This is a genomic window from Domibacillus sp. PGB-M46, from assembly GCF_022668875.1.
Classification (GTDB): domain Bacteria; phylum Bacillota; class Bacilli; order Bacillales; family Domibacillaceae; genus Domibacillus.
This window is the reverse complement of sequence record NZ_JAKGCR010000048.1, coordinates 1-10524: the sequence shown is the minus strand read 5'-3', so window position 1 is coordinate 10524 and position 10524 is coordinate 1. Positions and strand designations below refer to the sequence as shown.

The window sequence follows — 10524 nt, the reverse complement described above, 5'->3', positions numbered from 1 at the left end:
GCCCATTCTGTTCACCTCTTTAGGTAGTTTTTTTTCAATAAAAAAAGAGTGAAGCCCAATAGCCACACTCTTTCAAATGGAGGTGTACCTCCTTATATTCAGGTTTGGGACATGGTATGCCGATACAGGCTATTTCTGAAAATAATTTGTAGCACACAATAAACCAATTCAGTCACAGCCAGGACTGTTGCTGCAAGTTCAAACAGCTTCGTTAAATCCCTCTTTTTATGATCTCATTTACAATTTCCGATACGGTACGCTTCTCTCGAATGGCTTTAATCTTTAGTTCATCATGAAGCTGTTCCTCAATTTCGTAAGTAACCTTCTTCATAGAGGGTTTACTATTTTCTTTTATGTCTGGATTTCCAACTTCTTTACCTTCTTCTTTATTTTCTTCTTTAACAGAAAGTTGGAAAGTTGGTTTCCTTGCAGCCTTGGGTGGTACGTAATCATAAATAGATTTTTCTAACACTGCCGGATCGCCCTCATACAGCCATCCCCTTTTACCACTACGGATAAAACAGCCGGCGTGCTTCAAGGCTTCTCTTGCTGGCTTTTCACCAATGGTAAGATGTTCTTTAGCTACATCTGCTAGTTTCTTGCTTTGGGTTAACTCCAAAACTTCACCGATTTTCATAAGATCACCTCAGCTATTATTTTTACTACTTTTTCTATATATCCTCGGCGATCTCCTTTAACTATTTTAAAGCCTATACGAAGTGCGGCCGGAATGTCTATTCTTTTAAATCTTGACTACTTTTAACTTTTTCAACCTTCAAGCCATTTTCGAAATAAACGATTTCTGTATCCTTTAATTCTTTCAGTTCAATTGTTTTGAAATTTGGCGTTATGGACTCATTTTCAACATCTAAACGTGCAACAACTACTAAATCTTTGAAATAAGCAACTGCCACATACGGATCTCCCGTTTCTTGATTTATAATCATGTACTCTGATTTTTCTGATGCAACATATGTCCCAACTTTAAATACGATCACAAATAACGCTGCTATTAAAGCTAAGACTACAAGTCGAAGAGTCATCTGGAACAATTGTTTAAAGAGAAGATATCCAAAATCCTGAAGGTATCTGCGGAAATTCTTAAACATGCGTAAAACCTCTATGGTAATTTGTGCACGGTCATTTTCCATAACCTTTAAAGTTTCGATAAAAAGTAAAAATTGTGCTTTTGTATTCTTCCAGAATATAAAAGATATTATCAAAACTAGAAAAACACCAATCAGAGGTGGGGTAATTGTATTTTTATTTAAATCAATGAACTCTTTGGGTAAATTATAGTAATCTTGATAACCCATTTGATAAATATAAGTGATTGCATAACTAAAAGCAGTGAGAACTACTACTATGATAGCTGCATCAATCTTCGAAAATTTTTCCACAGGAGTCAATCCTCTTTCGTTTAGAAATCCCATACATATGTGATTAAAGTGAATAGGCACATATGGCAGGTACTAATCCATTTGATCTGAACAAAAGTTGAGATCAATACAGGTTATTTTTTAAATGAGTTTTAAATTGTGTCCAAAGTTGTGAACGTAATGAACCTTACAGCCACAAGGGATACAGCGTTTTACAATAATTTACCTAAATATTTTTTTGTGCCCAACCAGTATTTAACCCCAATCCCGCACCCTAGTATTTAAGAAAATAACGAAAACAACTTTTCAAAAAAGATCAACTGCTAAAAACATGCTGGTATCAGCAATAAAACATTGAGTTAATTTGTTCAATGATTGCACTGAATGAACAAGGTGAATGAAGTGGCGTAAGTTGGCATTGTTCTTCTTTATTCCGTGTTAGCAGCACAACAGCATAATACATAACTTCCCTCTTTTAATGACTTTCTCCGGCTATTATCTGAGGGAGTTTTTTTATGTCTTTTTTCAGCTAAAAACTTCTAACGGTAAACCATTATAAATCTCGTCAAACTGCTGTTTAATCACGCCTTTAAAATAAGCAATAGGATTCCTCACAATGCCCTTTTTCAGCTTCCCAATCATCTGCTTAAATCCATGTATAGCTGTATGTAAAATCGTTTCCTCGCCCAAATAACGGCTGATATGGTATGTATCAATTTTAACCATCTTCCAGTATTCTTCTATGGTTCTAGCATCGTCAAAAAACGGTTTAACAGCTTGTGTGAACTCTTTCGGTACATAATCACTTACAAAAGAATGATCCAACACAGGAACATTACCTAACATGTCTATACGTTTTTTTAATTCTTTTTTCTTGCTGGTTTCAAAATCATTAGTTTCCTTGCCCATTTTTTGCTGTTCTCTCTTACTCTCACAAGGCTTTTCGGCTTCCTTGCAATACGTCAATTTTTCCTTTTTCAATACAGCAATTGTGTTAAAAACATACACATTATGCCCCTTGCCGCCTTTTGATTTAACAGTGTTTTTCACAGTCAGAATTCCTAACTGTTTCGCCTTTTTCAACATACGTTCAAAGGTGGATCTGCTGATACCATAACCGTTTGCTTTTGCATTGATAGCCTTCAATAACGTACCGATCTTAGCATTAGCCACGCCCGTAAACTTGGCAGCATAACGAACCAGCCGTTTAAATGCCACCAGTTCGCCCTTAGTGAAGTCTTTCTTGTGGTCAGCCAGGAACATTTCTATATTGTTGTTGAAGTCCTTTAGGCTTTTAAACTGGCTGTATTCTGCAAAGTTTTCTATTCTTCCTGATCTCATCATTTCTCTATCTCCTATTCAAGAACAAGAAAAAGACACTACTTCCCTAAAAATGAATACAGGGAAACAGCGTCTTTTAAATGTTTTCAATAGAAGAATCAACATTTTTTCTTGAAACTAACAGGATTATACACTAAAATAAGTGGTACTAATATTGTTAGTTACAAAGAACTTCGACAGGTGTTTTCCCTACTGCGAATAGGGGGAACGGCTTATGAGTGTGGGGACACTACATAAGCACGTTGAGGTTCTTTTTCTATGTCCGTTCATTTAATTAACCTAATTTTAGTCTTGTTGGAGGCACTTAGCAACAAAAAAATGACAGTTTCCTAAGCTGTTACGGTATATCGTAATAGTTAACTAGCAGGAAAAAATCTCCTTTTGTCGAATTTAGCAGGTAAAAGTGGAGAGGTCTGTGACTAATATGGAAATGTTCAGGAATAAGGTTTATTGCAGAAGTTGTACGAATGATACACATCACGCTATTTTATCCAAACATAGCATTGACGATGGAGACGAGGAAGGTTACTTTCATATGACCGAAGTCTATATTATTGGTCAATGTATGGGGTGTGAAACCATTACATTTATTAAAGAGTACGATGATTCAACTATGCACTTTTATAACTCGGAGGAAGATGAAGTCATTCATCTGGACGATATTCAGATTTTCCCTCCCAAACCATTGACTAAAAAAGGGAACCATTATGAAATGGTAAACTTTCAACACTTACCTGAATTATTAGCGACATTATATAAACAGGTGGTAGCAAATTACGAATTAAAACACTATTTACTTGCTGCTGCTGGTTTAAGAATGATTATAGAAGGTATATGCAATGATCTTTCCATAGAAGATGGATACGTAATAGATGATGATACAGGGGAATTGGCACTCAATAAAAATGGGGAAAAAATAAGAAGACGGAACCTTAATGGAAGAATAAATGGTCTTTATGAACAAAGGATCTTAACCGAAGGTCAAACAGCAATCTTACACATAATTAGAAAGTTGGGTAATCAAACAGTCCATAAGTTGAACGATCCATCACGTAAAATTATAAAAGACAGCTTGGAAATTGTTGAACATACTTTTAGAAACATTTACGAGTTAAAGAAATATGATTCCTTAAAAAAGAAATATTTCACAGCCCAGGCACCCGAATAAAGGGTTCTTTTTTGTTGTTCTAATTTGTAGCCGTTTGCTGATTTAAGAGGGGAAAAGGTTTGTGTAATTTTGGGCAAATATTGCTTCCTCACTTGTTTCAGATACCAGCTTCCAAAACTTTTTTATGCCCTATTCCAATAGCAGAGAGGGTTCTTTATTTCCCCCGAAATAACGGGCCGCTGCTTCTCTAAAATCAATGCACAACACCTCTCTTTATAGCTGATCCAACACTATTGAAAAGAATTTGAAGCAAAAAAAAGACTGGATAACCAGCCTTATAAGACAAAACTCTTTAGGTTGTTTTCGATCTGTTCATCAGTGATTCCAATATATTTCAAAGTGATCTGTGGGTGTGAATGATTTAATATCAGCTGTAATTCCGCCACGTCTTTAAACTGTTTGTAATGCCAGTAACCAAATGTTTTTCTCATGGTATGTGTTCCGATACCGTCGGGAATATCCACCATTCCAGCAGCCTTGTTTAGCTGTCTGTACGCTTGTATTCTACTTATAGGCTTGTCCCCCTTGCGACTAGGAAACAGCCACTCAGTACCCTTTAAGGACGATAGGTAGGTGTTTAATTCATCATAAATATTAGCAAGATGAATTTCACGCTTCTTTTCTGTCTTCCCTTCCTTAACACTAATTTTCTTCTTCCCTTTAATATCACTGATCTTTAAATTCAATAAATCACTAACCCGTAAACCAGTGTTGATACCTATTAAGAAAAGTATGTAATCACGTTCTGAACAGTGGCGTTTTAAAGACCATTTCATATCATTTAGTTTTTCTAATGATCTAATCGGCTGCACGTCTTTGATTTCTGCTTCTTTCTTGCTTTTCTTTGCTGTCATAATAGCACCCTCTTTTAAATTCAGTAAAATCAACGTTTTGAATGTAACATATTTATTTCGCTTTCTTATGATATCACAATTCCGGATAATTTCCAGTGTTTAAAGCGAAATGAATGTAACTTTTTATGTATTATGTTACTTTTGCATATTCAATATTCATTACTATTACTATCGTGCAACTTCATGCTTAAATGGAGGTTAGAGGGAAGAAGGGAGAGAGAAAAGTGAAAGTAACAGAAATAACAGGTATTGAAAATGATCAAACAACTAATTATTCAATAATTTGGTTTGTGGTTGAAGAATATCCTGATAAAGTAATCGGACTAAAAAGCTTTCCTAATGCAATGTTTAAAAAAGATTACATAGTTTTTAAAAGTGAAATGGATTATTATAAACAAGTTGAAATGGTAGAAGAACTAGAAAACGAGATCGCTGCTATTAAAGAAGGTATAGGGTGTATAATTCACACACAGCCTGATCTTCGAGTGAAATTACTCCATAAATCAGATGAGTTCTTATAATTATAATGGAACGCTGTTTCTTAAAATGAGGGAACAGCGTTTACTTTTTAATAACAAAAAGACTTCCGAAACGGAAGCCTGCAAATTGCCATATATTATTTGTTTTCATCAAGAAGAAATAATTGCATTTGATTAGCAGTATGTCCGGACCCATTTGAAGGATCTACGACAACAGGCTTTTTAGCATTTCCATCCTTGCCCTTTTTAAGAATAGGTGCATCATCATGTAGTCCATCATGTTCTATTGGTATTATTTCTAAAAATCCTTTATCTATTTTTAAACTCTGCCACAAAGTAAAATAGGGCTTTAACTCTTCATAATTACCGATACGATCTGTTAGGTAAGGGTACATCCGCTTTGTGGGTACAATTAAAATTCCAGCTGTTATGTATCCATTTAAAAGCATAACTGCCATTTTATTAAGGGCACGGTGGCTGGAAGAGATATTACCTGTTTCCCATTCAACAGCAAACAACTTATTATCCGCCGTTCTACAAACATCTAGGCCGCCTGGTTTGGCTATTTTCATTGAGACTAATTTACCAACGAGTTGATCATCTGGTTCAGAAGTTTCACAATCGCTATAAAGAAGATATTCTTGTGTATTTCCTTTACGATCTTTAATAACTACCTTTTCTTCCTCTCTGCTAAACGATACAACGTGTCCATAAATAAGATCCTTACTCTTCCCCACGTTTTTGAGAGTTGAAATTTTAGTTATACGTTCTGCTTCGGAGGCAATAGAAGGAAACTCCTTTTGCCAACCTAGTTTTAATAAGTTCTCAATAAAGGGTTCTTTAATGGTTGTTACGCCATTTCCACCTTGCTTTTTTCCGTCTTTATAGACTGCTTTGCTTTCAGGGTTAAAATAGAAACCATCAGGTTTAAATGGCGATCTTAGATTTAAAATAGATTTTACAACTTGTTCTCGTAGAGGTTCAATAAACTCTTTTCTTTCTTTTTCTTCTAGTTTGTCAATTAGTGTTATCCCTGTTTTTATCTGCATTTGATCTTCTTATCCCCTTTGTTTTCACCTTTGTCGCACTTAGTCTATTGCAGTAAAATCAAGTAAGTCTTTTGGCTTTACTCCAAGTGCGTTAGCTATTCTTTCAATGTTGTCCAAAGAGACATTTCTGAGTCCTCTTTCAATATCCGATATATACGTTCTATGTAATCCGCAAGAAAAAGCGAGTTCTTCTTGTGAAATACCTAGTGAAAGCCTTTTTTGACGAATCACTTTCCCAAATAACAACCTAATGTTGTCAACCACAGACAGTTCCTCCTATTACCGGTAATTGACACTGATTTGATCCAAATGATAAAATCATGTAGTCTATGAGTCTACAGACTATGAGTTACATGAGGTGTGTGAATATGCGTTTTTTCACTGTTTTTGATGTAGTTGAAAATAAAGCCAAGCAGTTAGGTCATACAGAAAAAGAAATGTATGACTTTTTTAAGAAGTTAAAAGTTAAGAAAAAGGATTTGCTTATTTACAAAGACAACGGAATCATTCCATATGAAGAAAACATTTTGAGTGGAATTCTTAGCTATTTAGAAATGTCAAAAGTGGAATTAGAATTAACATTAGGGCGAGTCCCTTCCGGGTTTGATGAAGCATTCTTGAAGAACACAAAAGAGATAGCAAAGTTGCTTGAAGAAAGTATGAAAAAAGAAGAAGCAGCAGAAGGGAACTCTCAAAAAGCACTTCAACCGCCCCCTTTTTATTCCTCAAAGCTTGGGAATTTATACAATGGTGATTGCCTGGAATTATTCAAAGTGGTTCCTGACGCAAGTGTAGATTGTATATTTGCTGATCCTCCCTTTAATCTTGATAAGGAGTATGATGAAGGGGTTAGCGATAAAATCTCTTTTAGCGGGTACTTAGACTGGTATTTCAAATGGATTGATGAATGTGTAAGAGTCTTAAAGCCAGGCGGTTCTTTATTCATTTACAATATTCCTAAATGGAACACTTACCTTTCAGAGTATTTGTATGGAAAAATGAATTTTAGAAATTGGATAGCGGTTGACATGAAAGCCAGCCTTCCAATTCAAAATAAACTTTACCCGGCACATTACAGCTTGTTGTATTACGTTAAAGGTGAAAAACCAAAAACGTTTAACCCGCAAAGGATTCCATTACAGACTTGTCCGCATTGTGGTAAAGAAATAAAAGATTATGGTGGCTACAAGAATAAAATGAATCCAAATGGCGTTACAGTTTCAGACGTCTGGTCTGATATTTTCCCTGTTAGACATAAGAACTCCAAGAATAGAAAGTTCAATGAACTGTCTGTTAAGCTGCTTGATCGAGTAATAAGCATGAGTACAAACGAGGGGGATGTTGTATTAGATCCATTTGGAGGCAGTGGTACAACATTTGCTGTCAGCGAACTACTGGGAAGAAAGTGGATTGGTTTTGAGTTAGGAAATTGTGAAATTATCAAAGAAAGATTAGAGAACAAAGACAAGGATAAAGCTTTATTTGAAAAAGTCTATGAAGAAAAAAACAAGCTTTTCCCGGATAAAGTTAAAGAACTACGTAAGAAAAATGGTTTATGGCTAGCCGAAGATTTTCAGAAAGGCAGTCTAGATGAAAATAATGCTGAGGATGATAAAAAAGCCGAAAAAGCTGTTGAAGAAAATGAAAGTGACGAACAGAATATCCAAACGGAGTTAAAACTTTCATGATTAAACAAGTTAGTTAAAATAGATAAATTTAAGATAGGTGTATTAGCATTGTATTCATGCTGGTACATCTTTTTTTATAGCTGTATGTGAAGGCCGCAGCAGGAACCATTCTTCCCTTTTTAACATGGTAAGATGAGTATGTTCATTTATTTAAAATAGAAAGGGGGGGGAATTAGTGAGATTACTGTTTTGGTTCAAAAAAAGAAAAAAAGAAAATTTAATGGATAAAGAACTTCAAGAACAGCTAAATAGAATTATGAACATCTGTTTAGCACCGAAAGATCAGCTACCTTTGTATTCAAAGGATAGGGATATATTAAAGAAAAGATTACGTGTAATCAATGGAGGAAAATTAGATCCTAAGTAAGATACTTAAATGTATAGAGAACTTTACCTTTTAATCCTGCCGTTATCCGGTTAGGGTCTTTTTTTTATTTACTATTACATGCTTCTTCTTCACTCTGTACTCATAAATTATGATTTTTTACACTAACCAAACAAAAAAATAAGCACCATAAAGGTGCTTATACAAATTCTAAATTTTCCACGTCTACTATGGTGCATGGATTAGCCGTTTTATAACTAATCTTTTTGCCTTTTAACTCACTAGGTATTTCCTCTAACTCAAATGCAACTCGCTTTTCTTCAATTTGATCTCTTCCGTAACTTAACACCTTATACACTTCCAAGATCTCGCCTTTGTAAACAGCCATTAACTCTTCCTGATTATATAGTCGGTCAAGACTAATTCTCCAAGCCCTTCTTACACGATCCCTTAATCCCTCTTTAGAGTTTGGCACTTCGCTTACTTTAATAACTATCATCATCATCAACTCACTTTCTTTGTTTATTCTTTAGTTATTCTTTTTACATTCTTATTGTATTCTTTTTACATTCTTTTTGCAACAAAAATATACTGTCGAGGTATTTACTGCCAAAATTAAGAGGTGGCGGCCTAACACAAGTGCCTCTCAAAAGCACACCGGTAACTAAAGGTGTATATAGCCTTCACACAGCCTCACACGCACGTACTAACGAAGGGTTAGCCTTGTCCCTTCCATCCCTCAATAAAGCCCCCAGGCAGCCCATACAGCCTTCATAACGGCAGGGGAGGGAATAGGAAGGGAAGGTATATAAGACACTAACAAGCAGCAAGACGCATTAACAGGGCAATGAGAGAAGCAAGGAAGAAGGAAAGAAGAAAAGAACAAAACAATGATTAGACACCGGTGGCTGGCGGAAGTGGATCAATTCCCTTTTACGGAATTACTGGAAGCCCCTACCACGGGGTCAGGGTATGTATATATAGCCGATCTGGCATCCGAAAAATACAAACATCGGTTTAAAAACTTTTTGTCACAATCTTATGTGGAATCAGTGCTTGTGAGGGCGATTTTAACGCATTTAACTTTGCCTTGGCATACGGTTACCCTGCTAGATTCCTTATACAGCAAGGGGTACACCAGCTTTTTGCCTTTTTCAGTGCCTCATTTCCCTAAAAATTTTTTCGCGGTGTTTTTCATAACCTTTTTAGGCACAAAAAAAAAGAGAGGAACTAAGCTGTCATTAGCTTAATCCCTCTTAAGTTCACCAGCATAACCAGTGATAATTATCTTTTCATTCTGTTTTTCCAGCTGTTGCTGCCGTTCTTGTTCAAGCCATTTTTGCTTTTCGTTTAATTGAACAAAGTGCTTTACCGTCCCAATATTGACGTGCAATCTTTTAGCTATAATCCCCGGCTGTACGCCCTCATTGATTAGCTGGTCTAACTGTTCCCAAAGGTTAACCTCAGCCTTATTTTCGTTTTTAATCTTACCCAACTTCTTTAGCCACCTTTATTTTATCGTTAAAAATTGCCGTTACGAGGTAAACCAGCACGTGCCCGGTCAACAGCTAGTTTGGTTTGCTGCTTAATAAACTCTTCACGTGCCTTCTCTTGAAATTCCCGGTTCTTGCGTTCGATGTCCATACGTTCTTGCATAGCTTGACGCACAGCTTCATCATCAATGTATTTACTCTTCTTTTGTTCGTAAACAGTCATGTTGCTGTCCATTGGAACAATGTTCTCATTACGTCTTAGCTGATCCACTGCTGTACCCAATGCCATACGTACTGTTAAAGGCAAGGATTTGATTTGTTCGTGTGCGGCCTCATCGCCATGTGCCAATGCTTTGATAAGTTCAGGGTTAAAATTTGTCATTGTTGTCTCCACCTTTTGATTATTATTTGTAGCCTTTTTTGGCTTTCTCATAAAGAATTTCACGTATACTGCTAATCTCTACATTGCTTACACGTAACTTTTGGCAGGCTGTTTTAAAGCGATCCTGATAAACGGGAGTAAAAGCAAGCTGTCCATTTTCGATCCGGGAAAGCACTGTGAAATCAACGCCCATAATTTCAGCAAATTCTTTCTGACTTTTATTTCTTAGGAAACGGATCTGACGGACATATTTATAAGACAATTCATCCTTTTGGTTGTACGGCAATTTGCCCATTCTGTTCACCTCTTTAGGTAGTTTTTTTTCAATAAAAAAAGAGTGAAGCCCAATAGCCACACTCTTTCAAA

15 protein-coding genes are annotated in these 10524 nt (G+C 35.9%); 5 read left to right on the top strand and 10 right to left on the bottom strand.

Features of this window, described 5'->3' with window-relative positions:
• Positions 1-211: 211 nt before the first annotated feature.
• From L2D08_RS23280 to L2D08_RS23270, 3 genes are all read right to left on the bottom strand, one after another.
• Positions 212-637: a hypothetical protein gene (locus L2D08_RS23280; protein ID WP_242237881.1), complete on the bottom strand. Its 426-nt coding sequence runs from the start codon at positions 635-637 to the stop codon at positions 212-214.
• A gap of 97 nt (positions 638-734) precedes the next feature.
• Positions 735-1400 carry a hypothetical protein gene (locus L2D08_RS23275; RefSeq protein WP_242237879.1) on the bottom strand — a complete coding sequence of 222 codons (666 nt, stop codon included), beginning with the start codon at positions 1398-1400 and terminating at the stop codon, positions 735-737.
• Between the two features lie 504 nt (positions 1401-1904).
• On the bottom strand, positions 1905-2723 hold the full coding sequence (locus tag L2D08_RS23270) for a hypothetical protein (protein WP_242237877.1): 819 nt from the start codon (positions 2721-2723) through the stop codon (positions 1905-1907).
• A gap of 532 nt (positions 2724-3255) precedes the next feature.
• Here L2D08_RS23270 and L2D08_RS23265 point away from each other — a divergent pair.
• Complete coding sequence (locus L2D08_RS23265) at positions 3256-3888, top strand: DUF4145 domain-containing protein (protein WP_242237875.1); 633 nt, start codon at positions 3256-3258, stop codon at positions 3886-3888.
• Positions 3889-4163: 275 nt separating this feature from the next.
• On the opposite strand, the gene L2D08_RS23260 is transcribed toward L2D08_RS23265, so the two are convergent.
• Positions 4164-4742, bottom strand: a complete 579-nt coding sequence (locus L2D08_RS23260) for a tyrosine-type recombinase/integrase (protein ID WP_242237874.1) — start codon at positions 4740-4742, stop codon at positions 4164-4166.
• A gap of 224 nt (positions 4743-4966) precedes the next feature.
• Here L2D08_RS23260 and L2D08_RS23255 point away from each other — a divergent pair, with 224 nt between their 5' ends.
• Complete coding sequence (locus tag L2D08_RS23255) at positions 4967-5263, top strand: hypothetical protein (RefSeq protein ID WP_242237873.1); 297 nt, start codon at positions 4967-4969, stop codon at positions 5261-5263.
• Positions 5264-5358: 95 nt separating this feature from the next.
• Here the strand turns inward: L2D08_RS23255 and L2D08_RS23250 are convergent, their stop codons facing one another.
• Positions 5359-6270, bottom strand: coding sequence for a BglII/BstYI family type II restriction endonuclease (locus L2D08_RS23250; RefSeq protein ID WP_242237871.1), 912 nt, complete (start codon positions 6268-6270; stop codon positions 5359-5361).
• Positions 6271-6309: 39 nt separating this feature from the next.
• Positions 6310-6534 carry a helix-turn-helix domain-containing protein gene (locus L2D08_RS23245; RefSeq protein ID WP_242237869.1) on the bottom strand — a complete coding sequence of 75 codons (225 nt, stop codon included), beginning with the start codon at positions 6532-6534 and terminating at the stop codon, positions 6310-6312.
• A 104-nt stretch (positions 6535-6638) separates the two neighbouring features.
• On the opposite strand from L2D08_RS23245, the gene L2D08_RS23240 reads away from it, so the two are divergent.
• Complete coding sequence (locus tag L2D08_RS23240) at positions 6639-7958, top strand: DNA-methyltransferase (RefSeq protein ID WP_242237867.1); 1320 nt, start codon at positions 6639-6641, stop codon at positions 7956-7958.
• Between the two features lie 175 nt (positions 7959-8133).
• Positions 8134-8325 (top strand): hypothetical protein, encoded by a 192-nt coding sequence (locus L2D08_RS23235; RefSeq protein ID WP_242237864.1) that lies wholly within the window; start codon positions 8134-8136, stop codon positions 8323-8325.
• Between the two features lie 157 nt (positions 8326-8482).
• Here the strand turns inward: L2D08_RS23235 and L2D08_RS23230 are convergent, their stop codons facing one another.
• Positions 8483-8788: a hypothetical protein gene (locus L2D08_RS23230; RefSeq protein WP_242237861.1), complete on the bottom strand. Its 306-nt coding sequence runs from the start codon at positions 8786-8788 to the stop codon at positions 8483-8485.
• A gap of 412 nt (positions 8789-9200) precedes the next feature.
• On the opposite strand from L2D08_RS23230, the gene L2D08_RS23225 reads away from it, so the two are divergent.
• Positions 9201-9533, top strand: coding sequence for a hypothetical protein (locus L2D08_RS23225; RefSeq protein WP_242237859.1), 333 nt, complete (start codon positions 9201-9203; stop codon positions 9531-9533).
• On the opposite strand, the gene L2D08_RS23220 is transcribed toward L2D08_RS23225, so the two are convergent.
• The 3 genes from L2D08_RS23220 to L2D08_RS23210 are packed head-to-tail and all read right to left on the bottom strand — an operon-like array spanning position 9530 to position 10453.
• A complete protein-coding gene (locus tag L2D08_RS23220; protein WP_242237857.1) occupies positions 9530-9778 on the bottom strand; it encodes a hypothetical protein in 249 nt (82 codons plus the stop codon). The two genes, L2D08_RS23225 and L2D08_RS23220, sit on opposite strands and share 4 nt — an antisense overlap.
• 26 nt (positions 9779-9804) lie before the next feature.
• Positions 9805-10158, bottom strand: coding sequence for a hypothetical protein (locus L2D08_RS23215; protein WP_242237855.1), 354 nt, complete (start codon positions 10156-10158; stop codon positions 9805-9807).
• A gap of 22 nt (positions 10159-10180) precedes the next feature.
• Positions 10181-10453 carry a helix-turn-helix domain-containing protein gene (locus L2D08_RS23210; protein ID WP_242237853.1) on the bottom strand — a complete coding sequence of 91 codons (273 nt, stop codon included), beginning with the start codon at positions 10451-10453 and terminating at the stop codon, positions 10181-10183.
• Between the last annotated feature and the right edge of the window lie 71 nt (positions 10454-10524).

Excerpts from the sequence above, each read along its gene's own strand:
- L2D08_RS23280 (WP_242237881.1), bottom strand. The coding sequence starts at position 637 with ATGAAAATCGGTGAAGTTTTGGAGTTAACCCAAAGCAAGAAACTAGCA.
- L2D08_RS23270 (WP_242237877.1), bottom strand. The coding sequence starts at position 2,723 with ATGATGAGATCAGGAAGAATAGAAAACTTTGCAGAATACAGCCAGTTT.
- L2D08_RS23265 (WP_242237875.1), top strand. The coding sequence starts at position 3,256 with ATGACCGAAGTCTATATTATTGGTCAATGTATGGGGTGTGAAACCATT.
- L2D08_RS23260 (WP_242237874.1), bottom strand. The coding sequence starts at position 4,742 with ATGACAGCAAAGAAAAGCAAGAAAGAAGCAGAAATCAAAGACGTGCAG.
- L2D08_RS23250 (WP_242237871.1), bottom strand. The coding sequence starts at position 6,270 with ATGCAGATAAAAACAGGGATAACACTAATTGACAAACTAGAAGAAAAA.
- L2D08_RS23240 (WP_242237867.1), top strand. The coding sequence starts at position 6,639 with ATGCGTTTTTTCACTGTTTTTGATGTAGTTGAAAATAAAGCCAAGCAG.
- L2D08_RS23230 (WP_242237861.1), bottom strand. The coding sequence starts at position 8,788 with ATGATGATGATAGTTATTAAAGTAAGCGAAGTGCCAAACTCTAAAGAG.
- L2D08_RS23215 (WP_242237855.1), bottom strand. The coding sequence starts at position 10,158 with ATGACAAATTTTAACCCTGAACTTATCAAAGCATTGGCACATGGCGAT.
- L2D08_RS23210 (WP_242237853.1), bottom strand. The coding sequence starts at position 10,453 with ATGGGCAAATTGCCGTACAACCAAAAGGATGAATTGTCTTATAAATAT.